The organism is Roseivirga sp. AWQ4_251 (assembly GCF_056158225.1).
Window position 1 is genome coordinate 2,825,455 of record NZ_JBSWSW010000001.1, and the last position, 20,363, is coordinate 2,845,817.

The 20,363-nt window shown below is 38.5% G+C and carries 22 protein-coding genes; 16 read left to right on the forward strand and 6 right to left on the reverse strand.

Translation table 11 applies throughout. The annotated features are described in order from the left end of the window. Positions 1 to 5 precede the first annotated feature (5 nt). The gene (locus ACXACJ_RS12300) at positions 6 to 1,226 is read left to right on the forward strand and encodes a glycosyltransferase family 4 protein (RefSeq protein WP_475134695.1); all 1,221 of its coding nucleotides are present in this window, start codon (positions 6 to 8) and stop codon (positions 1,224 to 1,226) included. A gap of 12 nt (positions 1,227 to 1,238) precedes the next feature. Further along, positions 1,239 to 1,766, forward strand: a complete 528-nt coding sequence (locus ACXACJ_RS12305; RefSeq protein ID WP_475134697.1) for a class I SAM-dependent methyltransferase — start codon at positions 1,239 to 1,241, stop codon at positions 1,764 to 1,766. On the opposite strand, the gene ACXACJ_RS12310 is transcribed toward ACXACJ_RS12305, so the two are convergent. Further along, the gene (locus ACXACJ_RS12310; protein WP_475134699.1) at positions 1,767 to 3,380 is read right to left on the reverse strand and encodes a LamG-like jellyroll fold domain-containing protein; all 1,614 of its coding nucleotides are present in this window, start codon (positions 3,378 to 3,380) and stop codon (positions 1,767 to 1,769) included. A 60-nt stretch (positions 3,381 to 3,440) separates the two neighbouring features. Here ACXACJ_RS12310 and ACXACJ_RS12315 point away from each other — a divergent pair, with 60 nt between their 5' ends. Then, a complete protein-coding gene (locus ACXACJ_RS12315; protein WP_475134701.1) occupies positions 3,441 to 4,916 on the forward strand; it encodes a lipopolysaccharide biosynthesis protein in 1,476 nt (491 codons plus the stop codon). Here ACXACJ_RS12315 and ACXACJ_RS12320 read toward each other — a convergent pair. Further along, entirely contained in the window at positions 4,913 to 6,226 is a 1,314-nt protein-coding gene (locus tag ACXACJ_RS12320; RefSeq protein WP_475134703.1) for a glycosyltransferase family 4 protein, read from the reverse strand. The genes ACXACJ_RS12315 and ACXACJ_RS12320 overlap by 4 nt on opposite strands. 140 nt (positions 6,227 to 6,366) lie before the next feature. Here ACXACJ_RS12320 and ACXACJ_RS12325 point away from each other — a divergent pair, with 140 nt between their 5' ends. Continuing rightward, positions 6,367 to 6,813 (forward strand): LemA family protein, encoded by a 447-nt coding sequence (locus tag ACXACJ_RS12325; protein WP_475134704.1) that lies wholly within the window; start codon positions 6,367 to 6,369, stop codon positions 6,811 to 6,813. Here the strand turns inward: ACXACJ_RS12325 and miaA are convergent. Then, on the reverse strand, positions 6,787 to 7,731 hold the full coding sequence (miaA, locus tag ACXACJ_RS12330; RefSeq protein ID WP_475134705.1) for a tRNA (adenosine(37)-N6)-dimethylallyltransferase MiaA: 945 nt from the start codon (positions 7,729 to 7,731) through the stop codon (positions 6,787 to 6,789). The genes ACXACJ_RS12325 and miaA overlap by 27 nt on opposite strands. A gap of 41 nt (positions 7,732 to 7,772) precedes the next feature. Here miaA and ACXACJ_RS12335 point away from each other — a divergent pair, with 41 nt between their 5' ends. Genes ACXACJ_RS12335 through ACXACJ_RS12355 form a run of 5 tightly spaced genes read left to right on the forward strand, consistent with a single transcriptional unit; the run spans position 7,773 to position 11,507 of the window. Beyond that, entirely contained in the window at positions 7,773 to 8,525 is a 753-nt protein-coding gene (locus ACXACJ_RS12335; RefSeq protein WP_475134707.1) for a response regulator, read from the forward strand. Beyond that, entirely contained in the window at positions 8,526 to 8,915 is a 390-nt protein-coding gene (locus ACXACJ_RS12340; protein WP_475134709.1) for a response regulator, read from the forward strand. Then, a complete protein-coding gene (locus tag ACXACJ_RS12345; protein WP_475134711.1) occupies positions 8,912 to 9,187 on the forward strand; it encodes a hypothetical protein in 276 nt (91 codons plus the stop codon). The genes ACXACJ_RS12340 and ACXACJ_RS12345 overlap by 4 nt, the downstream gene beginning before the upstream one ends. After that, positions 9,184 to 9,945 (forward strand): MBL fold metallo-hydrolase, encoded by a 762-nt coding sequence (locus ACXACJ_RS12350; protein ID WP_475134712.1) that lies wholly within the window; start codon positions 9,184 to 9,186, stop codon positions 9,943 to 9,945. The genes ACXACJ_RS12345 and ACXACJ_RS12350 overlap by 4 nt, the downstream gene beginning before the upstream one ends. Next, complete coding sequence (locus ACXACJ_RS12355) at positions 9,945 to 11,507, forward strand: NFACT RNA binding domain-containing protein (RefSeq protein ID WP_475134714.1); 1,563 nt, start codon at positions 9,945 to 9,947, stop codon at positions 11,505 to 11,507. The genes ACXACJ_RS12350 and ACXACJ_RS12355 overlap by 1 nt, the downstream gene beginning before the upstream one ends. On the opposite strand, the gene pyk is transcribed toward ACXACJ_RS12355, so the two are convergent. After that, on the reverse strand, positions 11,504 to 12,940 hold the full coding sequence (gene pyk, locus ACXACJ_RS12360; protein ID WP_475134715.1) for a pyruvate kinase: 1,437 nt from the start codon (positions 12,938 to 12,940) through the stop codon (positions 11,504 to 11,506). The genes ACXACJ_RS12355 and pyk overlap by 4 nt on opposite strands. Position 12,941: 1 nt before the next feature. Then, positions 12,942 to 13,370: an IPExxxVDY family protein gene (locus ACXACJ_RS12365; RefSeq protein ID WP_475134716.1), complete on the reverse strand. Its 429-nt coding sequence runs from the start codon at positions 13,368 to 13,370 to the stop codon at positions 12,942 to 12,944. Between the two features lie 121 nt (positions 13,371 to 13,491). On the opposite strand from ACXACJ_RS12365, the gene ACXACJ_RS12370 reads away from it, so the two are divergent. Genes ACXACJ_RS12370 through ACXACJ_RS12395 form a run of 6 tightly spaced genes read left to right on the forward strand, consistent with a single transcriptional unit; the run spans position 13,492 to position 18,837 of the window. Beyond that, a complete protein-coding gene (locus ACXACJ_RS12370) occupies positions 13,492 to 13,731 on the forward strand; it encodes an acyl carrier protein (protein ID WP_053223003.1) in 240 nt (79 codons plus the stop codon). Positions 13,732 to 13,755: 24 nt separating this feature from the next. Beyond that, positions 13,756 to 15,006, forward strand: coding sequence for a beta-ketoacyl-ACP synthase II (gene fabF / locus ACXACJ_RS12375; protein WP_475134718.1), 1,251 nt, complete (start codon positions 13,756 to 13,758; stop codon positions 15,004 to 15,006). A gap of 2 nt (positions 15,007 to 15,008) precedes the next feature. Beyond that, positions 15,009 to 15,740: a ribonuclease III gene (rnc, locus tag ACXACJ_RS12380; protein ID WP_475134720.1), complete on the forward strand. Its 732-nt coding sequence runs from the start codon at positions 15,009 to 15,011 to the stop codon at positions 15,738 to 15,740. Continuing rightward, entirely contained in the window at positions 15,741 to 17,585 is a 1,845-nt protein-coding gene (nadE, locus tag ACXACJ_RS12385) for an NAD(+) synthase (RefSeq protein ID WP_475134722.1), read from the forward strand. 1 nt (position 17,586) lies between these two features. After that, positions 17,587 to 18,081, forward strand: coding sequence for a VOC family protein (locus ACXACJ_RS12390; RefSeq protein ID WP_475134723.1), 495 nt, complete (start codon positions 17,587 to 17,589; stop codon positions 18,079 to 18,081). A 15-nt stretch (positions 18,082 to 18,096) separates the two neighbouring features. Beyond that, positions 18,097 to 18,837 carry a ThuA domain-containing protein gene (locus tag ACXACJ_RS12395; RefSeq protein ID WP_475134724.1) on the forward strand — a complete coding sequence of 247 codons (741 nt, stop codon included), beginning with the start codon at positions 18,097 to 18,099 and terminating at the stop codon, positions 18,835 to 18,837. Between the two features lie 52 nt (positions 18,838 to 18,889). Here ACXACJ_RS12395 and ACXACJ_RS12400 read toward each other — a convergent pair whose 3' ends face one another. Further along, entirely contained in the window at positions 18,890 to 19,024 is a 135-nt protein-coding gene (locus ACXACJ_RS12400; protein ID WP_475134725.1) for a 30S ribosomal protein THX, read from the reverse strand. Between the two features lie 110 nt (positions 19,025 to 19,134). Between ACXACJ_RS12400 and ACXACJ_RS12405 the strand changes: the two genes are divergently transcribed. Beyond that, positions 19,135 to 20,343 (forward strand): S-adenosylmethionine:tRNA ribosyltransferase-isomerase, encoded by a 1,209-nt coding sequence (locus ACXACJ_RS12405; protein ID WP_475134726.1) that lies wholly within the window; start codon positions 19,135 to 19,137, stop codon positions 20,341 to 20,343. Positions 20,344 to 20,363: the final 20 nt, after the last annotated feature.

Below are 20,363 nucleotides of genomic sequence, written 5' to 3' on the forward strand. Positions count from 1 at the left end.
GGCTTATGAGCAAAAAAATCTGCATGCTTCTTCACGAATTCTACCCAAACGACATTAGGGTATCGAAAGAAGCATCGGCATTGATTGAAGCAGGAATAGAAGTTCACCTTATCTGTCTTCAACGAAAAGGGGAAGCCAGTAAAGAGTTAGTGAATGGAATCCAGGTACATAGAATTGAACTTGCACAAACCTTTTTTTGGCGAGGGATATGGGATATCCTTCTTGTGTTACTTGGCTTTTTTCAACCCATTTTTTACAAAAAACTCTATTGGCTAAATAGTCGGGAAAAGTTTGACGCTATTCATGTGCACGATCTTCCGCTTGCGGGGACCGCCTTGAAACTAAAAAAACAGCAGCCCGAAACTAAAGTCGTTCTTGACTTTCATGAGAACTACCCAGAGGCCCTTAAAGTATGGTTTGCATGGAAAGCCAATCCATTAATTAGATTAAAAAACAACATATTTTTCGGCTACAAAAAATGGTTGAAATACGAGAAAAAAGCCTGCGAAGAATGTGATCAAATTATTGTTGTAGTAGACGAGATGAAAGAACGCGTTCATCATGTTCATCAAATTCCTTATGAGAAAATCACAGTGATCACGAATTCCGAAACCGTTGATTTTTTGAATCAAGAACTTTTTCCAGAAGTATATACAAAGGAAGATGGCGATTTCATACTCGCATACACGGGAAATGTAGGCCCACACCGTGGTGTCGATACGGTTGTTAATGGAATGGCTTATTTGAAAGATTATCCCCAAATCAAGCTTGAAATCACAGGAAAACTTTCTACTGACACAGAAAAGTGGCTTCGAAATATAATTGAAGAGAATGGAATTGGAAATCAGGTAAAAATTAATGGTTATCAGCCATTCAATAAATTCTTTTCATATATGGCTCTGGCCGATGTAAATCTGATTCCTCACAATAGAAATGGCCACACGGACAATACCATACCGCACAAACTTTATCAAGGAATGATGGTAGGAAAACCGGTAATTGTTAGCGATGCTCCTCCTTTGAAAAGAGTGGTTGAAGAACTACAAAGCGGGCTTGTATTTGAGGCTAATAATGCCAAAGATTTTGCTAAAAAAACCCTAACTCTTTTTCAGAATAGTGATTTAGCTAAAACCTTGGGAACAAATGGCAACCTGCGAACAACAAAAGAAGGTTTTAATTGGGAAAACGAAGGCTTAAAACTTTCAAAAATGTATTTTTCAATTTAGGTCAAAAGAAGAATGGATAAGAATAAAGAAATTACCAAAAGGAGCAGATTCGAAAAAACACTTATTTTCTTAGAGGCTACCCTTCCCAAAGGGAGTAAAATTCTTGACCTAGGAACACCTAATGACATGTCTCGCTTTTTAATTGAAAAAGGATACCAAGTAGATAATGCATATGGAGAAGACTTCGATTTTCACCCAGAAATTCTTGCTAAGAAAGGTTATGATGCCGTAACTATATTCGAAGTTCTGGAGCACCTTATTAACCCAATGGGAATATTAATGGCCATTGAATCTCCAAAACTCTATGCTTCAGTACCTCTGGATTTATGGTTTGCCAAAGCATACAGAAATAAAAAAGACCAATGGGACCAACACTTTCACGAATTCGAAGATTGGCAATTTGATTGGTTATTAGTAAAATCGGGGTGGAAAATTGAACGCACCGAAAAATGGACCAGCCCAATCAAAAAAATAGGTTTTCGCCCAATTCTCAGAAGATTCACTCCGCGCTACTATATTGTTGAAGCATCTAGAAAATAGCTATCTTACAATCTGAATCCACCCTTTCACAGGAGTAAACAAGCACTCATTCTGAATTAGATAATAATAGGATGCTGAAGGTAAGTTTGCTCCGTTCCAATCATTTTGATAATTCTCACTACTGTATACCTGAGTTCCCCATCGATTAACAATGCTTATTGAAGCGCCCAAAAGCCGCTGATCTATTTCAAAATTCTCATTTTTGCCATCTCCGTTAGGAGTAAAGGTATTTGGAATGAAGTAATCCGCTTGTTCTTCACCTGCAATAAGTATGGATTGACTCAAACGATCACCACATTCATTTACTACAGTAACTTCATAGTTTCCAGGTTTTCTAATTGCTATAGACTCACCTTCTTCTCCATTTGACCAAGTATACTTTTCGAAACCTCCAGAACCCATTATCTGAACAACCTCACCACAACTAATGGAAGTTTTTGTGGCAGATATCGACAAAACAGACCTTTCCTCCTTTGATACCTCAACGATATTCGAAACGTTAGCTCCACAAAAATTGCTTCCGTTAACCACATAATTACCTGGTTCGGTCACAACATAAATTCTTCCCGTAGTGCCATCCTGCCAAACATATTCATCATAACCTTGGGTAGCCTCCAAAACCACCGATTCAGAACAGGTAAGATCAGTCGAACTTGCCACCACAGTTAATTCTGGTAAACTATTCAGTTCTACATCAACAGTATCAGCATATTCACAATCTTTGATCCAACCTTTGACTATAAATCTACCAGATTCAGTTACCCTAAGACTTGATGACGAACTACCAGTATTCCACTTAAAGGAATCATAATTCCTTTTCAAGTCAAGTTGAACACTACTTTCACAAGTTTGAATTAATTCGTAAGAACCTAAGAACGTATTATTTATCTCTCCATCAGAATATTTAAACAAAACGTCAATCTCATTTTCAGATAATACTCTGTTGTAAACTCTCAAATCATCAATCGCACCTTTAAATTGTTGATTTGTACTATAGCATCCTGCCAAACAATCTTGATCATTCCCTAACACAAAACCACCATTACCTACTTGAATTACTCCCAATGGCATATTTTTAGAACTATCTAAATTATTATCTATATATATTTTAGCTAATCCTGAAGTTCCATCTCGTGTGATTACAATATGGTGCCACTCCCCATCTCCAACATTCATATTTCCGTCAATTCTAATCCCTGGAACATTAGGGAGATTTCTAATATTTGAAGCCACAACCCCATTTTCCGTTATATTGATATTAAACTCATTATCGCGAGCATTATTTGCGACACTCAACAAAGTTGCAAACCCAGAGGTGGATTTCTTCGCCCAAAAAGAAACCGTGAAATCATTTAAACTGTGGAAAGCGCTACTTTTAATTTCACATAGCTGCAGATATTCATCAAAGCCAAGGGCAAATTCACAATTCCCAAAACGATCCATACTGAAAAATGTCCCTAAATGATTTGCATCATTTCCTTTTCCAGAAATATCCTCTAAGCTCTGATTAAAATTGAGATTCAAATAAATTCCATCGTCAATATTGGCAGTTTGACCTTTGAGGGATAAAAAACAAATAGTAGTTAAGAAAAGGAAAAATGAAAATCTTATCATGGCTTAATTAAAGTCAATAAAGGCCAATAAATATATTACTTTCGCAGCTAAACTTGTGATTTGGGAATTGTTATTAAACAAAGCGTTCGCTCGTCTATAATTGCATATATAGGCGTTTTGATTGGGTACGTAAATGTGCTCTGGCTCTTTCCCTATTTTTTAGAAGCTGATCAAGTCGGGCTTTTCCGATTAATTCAAAGTAGCGCTTTTTTGATGGCAACTTTCGGCCAATTAGGACTTGGCCCTGGATTGATCAAATTCTTTCCAAAACTGAACGAAAACAAAGGTTTTTTGAGCTTTATTTTATTTGGAGGCTCAATAGGCTTTATCGTTTTAGTTGGCGTTGCTTTTTTGTTTAAACAACCTATCAGCGACTATTTTGCTCAAGAATCGAATTTATTCTTAGAATACTTCGGACTAACGCTTTTGGTAAGCTTTTGCCTTATTCAATTTCAGTTATTGGAAGCGTACTCACGAAGTCTGCTTAAAATCGTGATCCCCACTTTCATTCGCGATATTCAGTTTAGGCTCACCACCACTGTAATTGTTATTCTATACGGCTTCGAGTTTATATCTTTCGATCTTATGCTGAAATTGTTGTTAGTGGCTTATCTACTAATGATTATCAGTATGATCATTTATTTGACCCAACTCAACAGTTTTAAGCTCAGTTTCAATTTGGGCTTTTTAAATATCAGCCTTTTCAAACAGATCATTACTTATTCGCTTTATATGTTAATTGGCGCTGGAGGCACACAAATCGTCCTTCAGATTGATAGCATCATGGTGAGTGGGGCTCTTGGGCTCGATGCAACGGGCATTTATACCATCGCATTTTTTATTGGGGTGGTGATTGAAATGCCAAAACGTTCGATTACTCAAATCAGCACCTCTTTGATTTCCCAAGCATTCGACAAAGAGGACTGGCCTGCCATTTCATTGCTTTACAAACAAACGTCTATCAACCAAATGATCATTGGCAGCCTTCTTCTCATAGGGATTTGGGCAAATTTAGAAAGCTTGTATTCGTTTATTCCAAACAGTGAAATCTACATTCAAGGTATCAACGTGGTTTTGTTTATTGGTCTGGGCAAGCTGAGCGATATGATTTTCGGTACCAATGGAGAAATCATTGTTATGTCTAAATATTACAGATTCAATGTAATTGCTGTGGCTATTTTAGCAGCCTTAACCATTGGATTGAACGCTTTACTTATTCCTGAATTTGGTATTGAAGGAGCAGCCATCGCTTCATTTTTAGCTATGATGGTTTTTAATATCAGCAAATTCATTTTTGTTTGGTTGAAGTTTAAAATTCAACCCTTTACGTGGAACAGCCTTAAATTTGCGGGGATCATCTTACTGACTTTATTGACCAACTCCCTTTTACCAAAGTTTGAAAATACCATTTTAGACATGATCGTTCGTTCTGGGCTCATAACGATCATTCTTGTAGGATTAACCTTAGGATTGAATATTTCTGAAGAGATCAACTCAACCCTTTCTAAATTTCTAAAGAAGAGAACGGAAAACTAACGAGAACCTAAACTTTCTAGAATTGACACCAATTGCCCTGTCAATTCCTTTCGGCTGAAAGCTTCTACTCCTTCTGAAGCAAGGGCAACCTTTCCCTCTTTCCAATTGCGATAAGCGGCTTCGATAAATTGCTTCAATTCAGCTTCACTTTCAGCATCGAACACCTTTCCTGCAGAAGTTCTATCCAAAATTTCGGCTAAATCGCTCTTCTTATTTCCTATACACAGAATTGGCCGTTGCGCTCCTAAATATTCAAAAAGCTTTCCAGGTAAATGACCTTTCGCATTTTCAGAATCATTTTGAAGCAAAAGAAGCACAGAAGACTTTTGATAGCGTTTTAACACTTCTGAATGACTTAAGTAATTATCTTGGACCAATGAATCGTTCAGGTTCTTCAAATCCTGAAATGCTTTCAGGGTTTCAACGCTAAGGATGCCCACAAACTCCAATTCAAGGTCTTTTCTGAATTGCTCATCGCCTGCTAAATCATTCAATATTTGCCAAAACCATAAAGGATTTCGCATGCTATTGAGCATCCCCACATGGCTTATCCTGAATTTGTCGTTTAGGTCAGTAATTGATTCTATTGAAGGAAAATCTTGATGATCATATCCGTTGGTAACAACCCTCACTCTTCTGGCCCCCAATCTTTCAAAATCTTTCTTCCAACTCGGGCTTACGGTAAGCACACAATCGGCAGCTCGAATTACTTTTTGCTCCATTTTTTTATGCTGAGCTAAAGCGAACTTCCCAACCTTCAATTTTGGAAGAATGTCCCATTGAGACCATGGATCTCTAAAATCGGCTATCCAAGTAAGGGCCGGGTTAGCCATTTTCATCTTTAGGCCCACAAGATGCATAGAATGAGGTGGGCCTGTGGTTACTATGGTTTTAATACCATTGGTTTCGAGAATAGAGCCTAAATATTGCGCGGAAGGTTTAGCCCAAAAAAGTCGAGGATCAGGAATAAACAAATTACCTCTTATCCAAACCGCCAACTTTGAAAAATGGCCTTTCTTGCCTCCTTCCAATACCTGGCCTTGCTTTAATTCTTTAGTTCCTGAAAGCTTTTTGAAGATAGAGTACGGTTCCCAAATAGGAAATTTCAGAACTTCTAATTGCTGAGAAATATCCTTAAATAGACTTTCATCTTTTAAGTCGAAATCGGGGTTTTCAGGCGTAAAAACGATAGGCTCCCAACCGAATTCGGGTAAATATTTAGAAAACTTTAACCATCGCTGAACTCCACCTCCCCCACTTGGCGGCCAGTAATATGTTATTATGAGAATCTTTTTGGTTTCGTTTTCCATTTACTGGCCAAAGATGAAAAGAAAACGGAAAACAGCACAGTACATTTCTATTTGAAAACCGCGCAGATAGATACTTTTGCAATTGTTGGCAAAAAAAATTTAATTCGGTCAATTTTAGGTCTTACTCAAAACAAACAACCATGGGATTTTTACCAATTGTAGTGGCTCTTTTAGGCCTCATCCTGCTTTTTTCTATTTACACTTACAACCAAATCAAACCTCGAAAAGCCAATTTAAATCGTGTGATTGACGAGATGGCCGAAGTAAGCAGAGAAAGGAAAAACGTCATTTTAGCTTACGACAGAGAACACCCATATTCTGAGGTTTCTGCTGCCGCCAATGCATTAAAACGTACCTCAACAGACAGGTTCCAAAGTTTCAATAAAGAGGAAAGCTTGATTGAAGAAACCAACCAAGCTGTTGAAAATTGCTCTGATGAGAATTTAAAACTCAAAGTTCAATCACTTAACGCAAGGCAAAAGCAGCTTATCAATAAACTTCAAGCCGTTTCTTCAGACTATAATAATTTTATTGGTAAAGCTCCAGCCAATATGGTCGCTTCAGTTTTCGGATTCAGACGTTTTTGATTTTATATAATCTAAAATTTCAGGGAGTTCTTGAGGGTTGAACCATTTGATTTCTTGGTTTTTATTAAACCAAGTAAGTTGTCGCTTGGCATATCTTCTAGAATTCCTCTTCAAAAGTCGAACGGCTTCTTCCTTATCATATTCTCCTGATAAGTAGCCGAAGATTTCTTTATATCCGACAGTTTGTAACGCATTTAAATCTCGGTGGGCATAAAAGCGCTCAGCTTCCTCGAATAGGCCTTGTTCAATCATCATGTCCATTCTAAGATCGATTCGCTCATAAAGCTTGTCTCTGTCCATTGTTAGCCCAATCCAAATGATATCGAATGGTCTTTTTGATTTCTTTCCTTTTCTAAAAGAAGAAAATGGCTTACCTGTTGTACGAATCATCTCTAAAGCACGAATCACACGTTGCGGATTTTGTCTATCCACTTGTTCGAAGTAGCGATCATCCTTTTCTTTTAGTTCTTCTAAAAGTGGTTCCAATCCATTCGTGTCCAGCTCTCGCATTAATTGCGCTCTGATTTCCATATCTGCTTCTGGCAAATCATCAAGCCCATAGCAAAGCGCATCCACAAACAATCCAGAACCACCAGTCATAACCATAAATTGATGATGCGCGAATCTCTCATTCAATATTGAAAGTGCTTCTTTTTCAAACTTGCGAACGTCATAATCATCGTGAATGGAAAGACTATTAATTAAATGATGATGGGCACTAGCCAATTCATTAGCATCAGGCTTAGCTGTACCTATTTCTAATTCTTTATAAAATTGACGAGAGTCCGCAGAAACGATTTCCGCATTAAGTTGGTTTGCAAGTTGGATGGAGAGATTTGTTTTCCCTACGGCAGTCGGCCCTACAACCACTACTAAAAAGCTAGTTTTTTTAAGGATCGATTCTTGCTTAAGTGGCATAATATCAATTAATTTAATTTTTCTGGAGCTAAAACACCATTTTGAAAAGGACTATACTCATTGTAGACGATAACGAAGTAAATCGTAAATACGCCAATACAGTATTATCTGGGAAAGATACAGAATTGTTGAATGCCCGAAACGCCTACGAAGCCTTAGAAATCCTGAAAACAGATTCGCCTGATGTTATACTGATGGACATTCAGATGCCAGAGATAGATGGTTTTGAATGTTTGCGACTGATACGCAATCGTTTCCCGGATTGTAGATCCATAATTTTTGCACAAACTGCCTTTTCAAATGAATATGAAAAAGGATACTTCACTTCCGTTGGTTTCGATGATTTAATCATAAAACCTATTAAACCAGAAGTACTCAAAAATAAAATTGATCTCTGGCTGAAAAAAAACGAAAGCGATAACCTATCTACCGACTCTAAACAAGCTTTTTCTTCTGATTTTTTTAATAAAAAAACCTACCAAGATTTACAGCGTTTTGCCACTTATCACGATTTATTAAGCATTTATAAAGATTTTGAAGCTGAAACAAAAACCTTTATTGAAAATATAAAATCCTACATTTCCTCAAAAGATTATGAAGAAATTTTGAGTATCTTGCACACTATCAAAGGGAATTCTGCCTCTCTTGGCTTGGATTCTTTAGCGATACACACCGAACAAATGGAAACTGAACTCAAGGAATCTGGCAGTCTACAAGATGGTCGGATTGAGTCACTTACAAGTTTATTTGGTGAGTTTGCAGATAATTATGAGAGGTTTTTAAAAAGTGAGTAGATGACAGAAGTGGACTACAAAAATGTACTTGTAGCGGAAGACAGTTCCGTAATCCAGAATCTTTTAAAGAAGATTTTATTATTCGAAAATTGTAAGATTACATCTGCAAAAGATGGCCAAAGTGTTTTAGACAAATACGAGAAAGGAGACTATGATTTAATTATCATGGATTTTAACTTGCCTGTGTTAAATGGTCTTGAAGCCACAAAACAGATTAGGGCCCTTAAAAGTAAAAAAGGCAAAGTGCCGATTATCGGAATTTCAGGAAATGCCAAAAACTTACCTGAAAGCACTTTCTTCGAGGCTGGCATTAATGACTATATGCAAAAGCCACTAGACTACGACAAACTGATAGAACTAGTAAAAAAATACACTTCCACCCCTGAATGAATATTAGATACACGAAACAGTTTTTGAGCAAACTCGAAGATATTTTCGCTGAATCTGAATACATTTTGCGATACGAAAAAGGCAGCTTCAAATCAGGCTATTGCGTATTGAACGATACAAGAATTGCCATAGTGAACAAATACTTTACTACTGAAGGAAAAATCAGCTGCCTTATCGACATCCTTAAATCCATCAATATCGACCATTCCAAATTGAGCGAAAAGAACAAAAAATTGCTTCTGGAATTGTCTCAAACCGAAATCAAACTGTGAAAGTTACGTTTCTGGGAACCGGAACCTCACAAGGAGTGCCTGTAATAGGCTGTTCTTGTGAGGTTTGTCGTTCTTTAGACTTCAGGGATAAAAGGCTCCGGTCTTCTATTCATATCCAAGTTGAAGGCAAAAGTTTGATTATTGATTCTGGCCCCGACTTCAGGCAACAGGTTCTTAGGGAAGGCATTCAGAATCTTGACGCTTTAATTTTCACCCACGAACACAAAGATCACACCGCTGGGATGGACGATATTCGTTCGTTCAATTTTCTTCAGAATAAAGACATGCCCGTCTTTGCCAAGCAAAACGTGATCGATCAACTTAAACAAGAATTCGCCTATGTGTTTTCTGAATCGAAATACCCAGGTGTTCCTCAAGTGGAAGTGAATGTTATAGAGAACAAACCATTTTTTGCGGAGGGCATTCAGATAATCCCGATTGAAGTGATGCATTATAAACTTCCGGTTTTTGGATATCGCATTAAAGACTTCACTTACATTACAGATGCCAAAACCTTAAGTGAAGCGGAAAAAGAAAAAATAAGAGGCAGCAAGATTCTTGTAATTAATGCACTGCAAAAAGAGCCCCATATAAGTCATTTCACTTTGGAAGAAGCCATCGCTTTCGCAGAAGAAGTGAAGGCCGAAAAAACTTATTTTACGCACATCAGCCATAAAATGGGCAAGCACAACGTTATTAGCGAAGAATTACCGGAGGGAATTCAATTAGCTTACGATGGCCTTAAATTAAACCTTTAGTGCACCTCAATTATTACGTTTTAAAAAGATTAGTCCGCCAACTTTCGGACATATTACGCGATGCTCAAATCTTAGAAATTTTCAGCCAAGAAAAGGATGAACTGATTTTAGCTTTCCTTCTTGAAAACAAGGAAGAATTCTACATAAGAGCAACTTTACAAAGCGATTTCACAGCCTTATCTTTCCCTGAAAACTTCGCTAGAAGCAAAAAGAATAACGTTAATATTTTCCCTGAGCTGATAGGGAATCACGTAGTTCATATTCATCAGTACGAAAACGAAAGGGCTTTTCATATTGCATTTCAGAATGGAAGCATTTTACTCTTTAAAATGCATGGAAACCGCTCAAATATCATTTTCAAAAATGGAGGTACTCCACTTCAATTATTCAAAAAGAAGTTAGCGAAAGACTACGAGTTACAATTCGAAAACTTAGAGCGACCCATTGAAAGAAAGGAACATCTATTTCTTTCAAATCCAGATTTTAGAATCTTCTATCCAACACTTGGAAAGCTAGTCCATAATTATCTCGACTCCATTGAATTTAAGGAATTGAACCCAACCTCTCAATGGCAGTTTTTAGAGAGATTAATTGAAGAGCTGGAAAACAATCCGTTTTTCATCAGTAAACTTGAAGGCAAACCTTCACTCAGCTTAATAAAGTTTGGAGAAATTCATCAGGAAATTCAAGATCCAATTGAAGCTCTCAATTACTTTTTTCGAAGCTTTCATTATGATTTTCGTTTTGAAAAGGAGAAGAACGAAGCGAATCAATTGATTGCAAAGCAAATTCAACAAGCCACAAACTACATAAACAAAACTGAGCAACAGCTAACCAAGATCGAGTCGGCAACACCACCTAATGAAATTGCAGACATTATAATGGCGAACCTTCACAATCTAAAGCCTGGGATGACCAAAGCCAAACTCTTCAATTTTTACAATAACCAAGAAATTGAGATTAAGCTTAAAAAAGACCTTTCCCCACAAAAGAATGCCGAGCAATTCTATCGCAAATCAAAAAATCGGAGGATAGAGATTGATAAACTGACTGAAAACATCCTTCATAAGGAAGAACAAAAAGCACTAATGCTTTCGCTTCAAGAAAAGCTGACTCCCATTAACGATTTGAAGTCTCTTCGCAAATTCATGAAAGAGCACTTTGCTCATCAGCAAAGCGGAGAAAAAGAGGTAAACAAACCCTACAAAGCGTTTGAAGTACATGGTTATCAGATTTGGGTTGGGAAGAATGCCAAATCGAATGATGAGCTCACTTTGAAACATTCTTTCAAGGAAGACACTTGGCTTCATGCTAAAGATGTACCCGGTTCTCATGTTTTGATAAAGCACAAATCAGGGCAAACTATTCCAAATACCGTTCTGGAAAGAGCCGCGGAGTTAGCAGCCTACTATTCAAAAAGAAAAACCGATACGTTGGTACCGGTTATTCATACTCCTGTTAAATATGTTCGTAAGAAAAAAGGCAGTGCTCCAGGTCAGGTTTTTGTTAGCCGCGAAAACGTGGTTATGGTTCCTGCCAAAGGCCCTTCTTCAGAAGCTTAATCAGCTATGTTCAATTTCAGCATGTTTGTTCTGCCCTTTTCTTTCAAAGGCATACTTGCTGTTGTAATGAATACATCTCCTTTTTCAATATGACCCTTCTCTTTCAAAATGTCTTCGTGATCTTTGAAAGTGCCATCAGTTGAATCGCCAGCATCGTAGTAAAATGCTCTAACACCCCAAACCAAAGCAAGCTTAGTCAAAAGTCTTTTGTTAGGCGTAAATATGAAAATATCGGCCATAGGGCGGTGAGAAGAAAGCTTAAACGCAGTATATCCTGAAACTGTGTTTCCCAAAACCGCGCTAGACTTCACTCTTTCGCTTAATCTACAAGCAGCCAACATCACGTTGTCATTCAAGAATGTGTCACTACTTGTTTGTGGCTCATAGAAGTTGTTATAAATATCGAAAGAAGAACTTTCAACTGCCGCAATGGTTCTGGCCATACTTCTTACCGTTTGAACCGGATATTTACCAGCAGCTGTTTCAGCCGAAAGCATTAAAGCATCTGCTCCATCCAAAACTGCATTGGCTACATCATTGGTTTCTGCCCTAGTAGGTCTCGGATTTTTAATCATGCTCTCCATCATTTGGGTAGCAATGATTACTGGTTTGGCTGCTAAATTACATTTCTCAACCATCATTTTCTGAGCGATCGGCACTTCTTCCATTACGATTTCAACACCGAGGTCTCCACGAGCAACCATTAAAGCATCAGATTCTGCGATGATTTCATCAATGTTCTGAAGCGCTTCTGGCTTTTCAATTTTGGCTACGATTCTACAATCCTTACCAGCCTTTTCAATTCTAGCTCTTAAATCGCGGATATCTTCGGCATAACGAACAAAAGAAAGAGCAATCCAGTCCACTTCCTGCTCAAGTCCAAATGCTAAATCCTCAATATCTTTTTCAGTAAGTGAAGGTGCAGAAACCTTGGTAAACGGAAGGTTTATTCCTTTTCTAGATTTTAGAGAACCTCCATATTTTACGGTACAAGTAACATCAGCTCCATCCGTAGATTTTACAGTAAGCTCAAGGTTACCATCATCAATTAATATAGTATCACCAGGATTTACATCTTTAGCCAAGTTTTCGTAAACCGTAGAAACCTTTTGGCTATTGCCCACCATTTGGTCCGTAGTAATTACAATGTCTTGCCCAGGCTGAATCATTACCTCGCCACCCTCAATTTCTCCAACTCTGATCTTTGGCCCCTGTAAATCTTGAAGAATTGAAACGTGAGTTCCAAGCTCGTCATTCAGCTCTCTGATTCTCTGGATGATGTCCGCCTTGTTAGCATGATCTCCGTGTGAAAAATTAAGCCTGAAAACATTCACACCAGCGTGAATCAATTCTTTCAACATATCCTTTGAATCACTCGCAGGACCTACAGTAGCAACAATCTTTGCTTTATTAACAATAGATTTATGACCCATTTTAAAATATTAAATTGTCTTTTGATTTAAGTGCGGCAGTATCTACGGTCACCGCAAATTGAACGAAAGGTATTTGTTTGATTTTTGAAATGAAAGCGTTTAAATCAAAACTGTCAGATTCGTTTTCCAACATCACAAAGTAATCGAAATTCTTTAACTCGGGGATTAAGTAAGCATTAAATTGTTCGTTTAAATTCTCTGCGCGGTTCTTAAGTAGTCTGAATGTCTGATATTCAGTTTTATATAAGTAGTTAGAAATGCTCAGCGCTTTGTTTCTGGTAAACTCCAATTCGATATTCGGCATTTTTGCCAACTGCCACTGAAGGTCCTTATTTAGAATCCATGCCAGCTTGTACTCCTTAGTAGTAGCGTTAATTGCTACCAAATCGAAATCAATCTCGTATGAAATATCTAACCTATTTTTTGCCATAAAACCCTAAAAAACGCCTTTCTTGCCTATCAGAAGGCCAACGACAAGATTAAAAAATTTGTTTGACATTATTGTTAAATTGCATTTCTTTGCACCACGTTTTAACTAAAATTTTCCTAAAATGTCGGACATAGCATCTAAAGTAAAGGATATCATTATTGATAAACTTGGAGTAGAAGAATCAGAAGTGACTCCTGAAGCGAGCTTCACTAACGATCTTGGAGCAGATTCACTTGACACTGTTGAGTTGATCATGGAGTTCGAAAAAGAATTCAATATTTCTATCCCAGATGATCAAGCTGAAAACATTGGCACTGTTGGAGATGCAATCTCTTACCTTGAAGCTAACGTTAGTAATTAATAATTTTTCTCTTACAACTCTTATATGCAATTAAAGCGAGTTGTAGTAACAGGTCTTGGCGCACTTACACCCTTAGGAAACGACCTCAATACTTATTGGTCGAACCTGATTAAAGGTGTTAGTGGAGCCGGGCCTATCACCCGTTTCAATCCAGAAAAATTCAAAACCCAGTTTGCGTGTGAAGTAAAGGATTACGATCCGTTGAACTACTTCGATAGAAAAGAAGTGCGCAAAATGGATTTGTTTACCCAATACGCTCTTATCGCTGCTACCGAAGCTGTTGAACATTCAGGTTTAAACTTGGAGACAATAGATTTGGCCAAAGCTGGTGTTATTTGGGGTTCTGGAATTGGAGGGCTTCGTACGTTCCAAGACGAAGTAACCTCCTTTGCTCAGGGTGATGGAACTCCCCGATTTAATCCCTTCTTCATCCCTAAAATGATTGCTGACATTTCTGCTGGAATGATCTCGATCAAATACGGATTTAGAGGACCGAATTTCGTAACCGTTTCTGCCTGTGCTTCGGCAACTAACGCCATGATTGATGCCATGACCTACATTAAGTTAGGCAAGGCCAAAGTTATGATTACTGGTGGTTCGGAAGCATCAGTTACAGAAGCTGGAATGGGAGGATTTAATTCCATGAAAGCCCTTTCAGAAAGAAACGACAGCCCACAAACTGCCTCTAGACCATTCGATAAAGATCGTGATGGTTTTGTTTTGGGAGAAGGCGCTGGCGCAATTATCCTGGAAGAGTATGAGCACGCAAAAGCCAGAGGAGCGAAAATTTACGCTGAAGTTATGGGTGGCGGCATGTCTGCCGATGCTTATCATATCACAGCCCCTCACCCAGAGGGATTGGGAGCTACCAGTGTAATGTACAATGCTCTGGAAGATGCTCACATGAAACCCGAAGAAATAGACTATATCAATGTGCATGGAACTTCAACTCCTTTAGGAGATGTAAGTGAAGCCATAGCGATTGAAAGAGTTTTTGGAGAGCACGCTTACAATTTGAATATCAGTTCGACTAAATCAATGACCGGCCACTTACTAGGTGCTGCCGGAGCCATTGAAGCCATTGCAAGTATTTTGGCTATCGAAAATCAAATTGTGCCTCCTACTATAAATCATTTTACTGATGATGATCAGTTTAACCCTAAGTTGAATTTCACATTCAACAAGGCTCAAGAAAGAACGATCAACGCCTGCCTTAGCAATACTTTTGGCTTTGGAGGACACAATACATCAGTTGTTTTCAGAAAACCAGATTGAGAGTGCGGTTGTGGTTAAACCGAATTAAACCCCTTTCGAAAGAAGATAAAGAGCTTATTGTCTCAATCAAACAGATTGTAGGCAATAAGCCTTTTAATTTAAAGCCATACAAAATTGCTACACAACATACTTCTGTAGCAAAATCGGTTAAAAAGGGATTTAAGGAATCGAACGAAAGGCTAGAATTCCTAGGCGATGCCGTACTAGGTTTAGTGGTAGCCGATTACCTTTTTAAAAAATACCCTTACAAAGAAGAGGGTTTTTTAACTGAGGTCAGATCTCGAATTGTAAGTAGAGATTCGTTAAATGAACTAGCAAAAAAAATTGGGGTCAATCATATCGTAAAATTTGATTCACGCAGAAGAACTCCCAATTCTCACAAAAGCATTTACGGCAACACCTTAGAAGCCCTTATAGGTGCAGTTTACGTAGACCAAGGCTTCAAGCGCTGCTACAACTTTATTGTCAAGAAATTGCTTATGCCTCATTACGACATTGAGGAAATTGTAAGCACTACAAAAAATTACAAAAGCAAACTTATTGAGTGGACTCAAAAGAACGGCAAAACCACTAGCTTTGAGCACTTAGAAACCAAAGACAAAGGCCATTTCAAGGAGTTTATCATGCAGGTTTTAATTGATGATGAACCGATTGCCAAAGGTCATGGTTTAAGCAAGAAAAAGGCAGAGCAGGATGCCTCCAGAGAAGCCTGCAATAAACTGGAAATTGAATAGATGGGAATCTACCGAATTGGTGTTGCTACGGTCAATCAAACCCCACTTGACTGGACAAACAATATTCTGCACTTAAAAAATGTGCTAAAACAAGCCAGAGAAGAGCAGGTCGAAATCCTATGTTTGCCTGAATTATCGATAACCGCTTACGGCTGCGAAGATTTATTCCTTAGCCACTGGTTGCCCGAAAAAGCAAAAACCTACCTGCCTGAACTCATTGAAGAAACCGAAGGTCTGTTCACAAGTTTCAATCTACCTCTTTTCTATAATGAGAAACTATACAACTGTGCTGTTGTAGTTTATAACAAAGAAATTATTGGTGTTTACGCCAAACAATACATGGCTTTGGATGGTGTGCATTACGAACCTCGCTGGTTCAATCCCTGGCCTATTGGAGAAGTTGGCGAAATAGAAATTGATGGCAAAGCCTACCCTATTGGCGACTTAACCTTCGATTTTAAAGACTGGAAAATAGGCTTTGAGATTTGTGAAGACGCTTGGAGAGGAATAGTAAGGCCGGCATGCAGACTTGTTGAAAAAGGAGTAAACCTGATTTTAAATCCAAGTGCAAGCCATTTTGCCATGGGAAAAACCAATAACAGAATTGCCTTAGTAGAAAATTCGTCATTGAACTTTCAATGCACCTACGTTTATGCTAATCTGTTAGGCAATGAGGCTGGCAGAATGATTTACGATGGGGAAATGATGATTGCCCAAGAAGGAAAATTAGTATTGAGAAATCAACTTCTTTCCTTTGCGCCTCACCAGCTAATCTGGGCAGATGTTAATCATGAGGGACAAACTCAAGCCCAAAATCTTGCTCCAGTAGAACCCAAAGAAATAGAATTCCCCAAGGCATCGGCACTTGCATTATACGATTACATGCGGAAAAGCAGAAGCAATGGCTACGCGCTGTCGCTCAGCGGAGGAGCTGATTCCGCAACTTGTGCAGTTATGGTTGCCGAAATGGTAAAAGCTGGCATTGCTGAATTAGGCAAAAGGCAATTTTTATCAGGCATAAGAAAAACAGACTGGGCTGACTTGAGCGAAAAGGAGATCGTGGGTAAAATTCTACTTACCGCATACCAAGGCAGCATCAACTCTTCTGACGATACACTAAATGCTGCCCAAGAATTGGCAAAGTCAATAGGAGCAGAATTCTTCCACTGGAATATAGATGAACCCGTGGCCGCTTATCGCGAAAAAATAGAAAATGCTTTAGATCGAAAATTGACTTGGAAAACAGACGATATTACGCTTCAGAATATTCAGGCACGAAGCCGAAGTCCAATCATTTGGATGATGGCTAACATTAAAAACCGAGTTCTTTTAACAACTTCTAACAGAAGTGAAGGCGATGTGGGTTATGCAACCATGGATGGAGACACTAGCGGCAGCCTGGCACCCATTTCCAGTGTTGACAAAGTCTTTATTAGAAAGTGGTTGGTTTATGCCGAAAAAGAATTGGGCTATTCAGGGTTGTCTGCGATTAATGCCTTAGCGCCCACTGCGGAGCTTCGCCCTAAAGATCAAAAGCAAACCGATGAGGATGATTTAATGCCTTATTCAATTATGCTTGAGATTGAAAAGTTAGCCATTCGAGACCATCGCTCACCAGTTGAAGTTTTCAATACACTTAAAACAAAGGGACTTGAGCCAAGCGATATTTTAAAAGCACATATTTTAAAATTCTATGGACTTTGGAGCAGAAATCAATGGAAAAGGGAACGTTTAGCTCCCGCTTTTCATTTAGATGAATTCAACGTGGACCCAAGAACTTGGTGCCGCTTTCCAATTTTATCAGCTGGTTTTGAAGAAGAACTAGCCGAACTAGACAAATTGTAATATGAATTCAGAATCGAACTTTAAAATTCCAAGCGAAACCAGAATAGGTCATGTTCATTTAAAAGTCAGCGACCTTCAACGCTCATTAGATTTTTACTGTGGAATTTTAGGCTTCGAGCTTATCACCACCTATGGTTCCGATGCAGCATTTATCTCTGCTGGTGGTTATCATCATCACATTGGATTAAACGTTTGGTTCAGTAAAAACGGCCCTACTCCTCCACAAAACGCAACAGGGCTTTTCCATACTGCGATTTTGCTTCCTACCCGAAGAGACTTAGCTGTAATGTTTCAAAGGCTTCAAGAACATGAATATCCGCTGACAGGAGTTGCAGATCATGGGGTTTCAGAAGCTTTATATTTAGACGATCCTGACAAAAATGGCGTTGAATTGTATTGGGACAAGCCAGTTGAAGAATGGCCAAAAAACAGTGATGGATCGCTGCAAATGTATACACGCCACCTCGACATCAGAGGGCTTTTAGCCGAAATTTAAACCAAACCTTTTTTCATGAAATTTGCTTCCACTCTCCTTCTGTTTTTCTTGATTTCTACTTCAGTTTTTGCTCAGAAATCATTGTTGATTTACACACGAAATGGAGAAGGTTTTGTGCACGACAATATTGAAGCAAGTGTTAAAGCACTAAAAAAACTGGCGAAGGAAAACGGTTATGAAGCGCAATCCACGGACGACCCTACATTTTTCACTCCGGAAAATCTGAAAGATATAGATTGTGTCATTTTTTCGAATTCGAACAATGAAGCTTTCACTTCCCAAGCTCAAAGAGATGCTTTTCAAAAATACATTCAAAACGGAGGTGGTTTTGTAGGCATACATTCAGCTTCTGGTTCGGAAAGACAATGGCCATGGTTTTGGGCCATGGTAGGCGGGAAATTTGTACGTCATCCTGCCCTTCAAGCCTTCGATATGAAAGTCGTTGATCAAGATAATCCTGCCACAGACTTTTTGGGAGAAACATGGCATTGGGAAGATGAATGCTATTATTTAGATCATTTGAATCCTGACATCCATGTTCTTTTAGCAGCCGATTTAAGAACCGTAAAAGACGAAACTAAAGAGGACTTCCATAGAAATAGATTCGGAGATTACACCCCTATCGCTTGGGTTCATGAATTTGATGGAGGAAGGCAATTCTTCACCGCTTTAGGTCATAAATCCGAGTATTATTCAGACCCTGTATTTCTAAAACACCTTCTAGGAGGAATTCAGTGGGTTTTAGATGAAAAGTAAAAGGCCGTTCTCTTTAGAAAACGACCTTCCAAAATCACCTATTTTAACAAATTTACTTGCTGGCTTTCGCCTTTGCTTCTTTATGGTTCAGCACTTTCTCAGGCTGATTTTTTCTTTTGGGGCGGCTAACACCAAATGTACCTTTGGCTATTTTGCCGCGTTTCGTTTTCATGTCGCCTTTTCCCATATTAAAAATTGTTTTAGTTATACTTAATAAATCCTCAACAAAGGAAATTGTTTAGAATTCGATTATGCATTCCTAACCTAAGCATCTGATTTATAACTTTGGGGTTGCTTATGAAAATGAAAGAAGAAGTCAGGCTTAGCGAGTACACCTACGATTTACCCAACGAAAGAATTGCGAAACATCCATTGGCCAAACGCGACCAATCGAAATTGCTTTATTACAAAAATGGCAAAATCGATCATTTAGGATTTCGGAATATCATAGAACTGATTCCTTCAAATAGCAGCTTGTTTTTCAATAATACTAAAGTTATTCCCGCGAGGCTTATTTTCTATAAATCCACAGGAGCTCAAATCGAAATTTTCCTTCTGAAACCTATGGCTCCATCTACCATTTTGAGCATAGTAATGGAGGAGCGAGAAACTGTGACTTGGCAGTGCATGGTTGGCAACCTAAAGAAATGGAAAGACGAACCTCTATTTCTAGAACTGGAAATTGAAGGGAAATCCGTTCAGCTGAAAGCTTCGCTACAAAACAGAGATGAAAGGCTTATTTCATTTTCATGGAATAACAATGATATTTCATTTTCCGAAATTGTTGAAGCCAGCGGAAAAGTGCCCCTACCGCCCTACTTGAATAGAGCTGCCGAGGAAGATGACAAACCACGTTACCAAACCGTTTATTCTCAACACGATGGAGCTGTAGCTGCGCCAACTGCAGGCCTTCATTTTACGCCAGAAATTCTAGAAAAACTTGCAAAACAAGGCACCAAAGAATCCTTTTTAACATTGCATGTGAGCGCTGGTACTTTTCAGCCCATAAAGGCCAACAATGTGATGGAACACCCCATGCATTCGGAGCAAATGGTGGTTACTAAAGAAAGTATAGCCGATGTGATTCATGCCAAAGGAAAAATAATTTCGGTTGGAACCACATCTATGCGGACTCTGGAAAGTCTTTATTGGTTTGGTGTAAGACTAATGAATGGAAACGAAAGTTTTGATATTCAGAAGCTAGAACCGTACGAAGAAAGAGCAAATCACCCTACCAGAAAAGAAGCATTCACCGCTATTTTCGACTGGATGGGGCAAAACAATCTCAGTCAAATTGTAGGCACAACTGAAATTTTCATATTCCCAGGGTATACATTTAGGGTTTGTGATGGCCTAATTACTAATTTCCATCAACCAGGAAGTACCCTGATTTTACTTGTTGCAGCATTTGTTGGTGAAGACTGGAAAAACATTTATCAACAGGCTTTAAATAATGATTATAGATTTTTGAGTTATGGAGACTCATCTTTGCTTATGCCCAAATAAAAAATGTTCTAAATTAGACA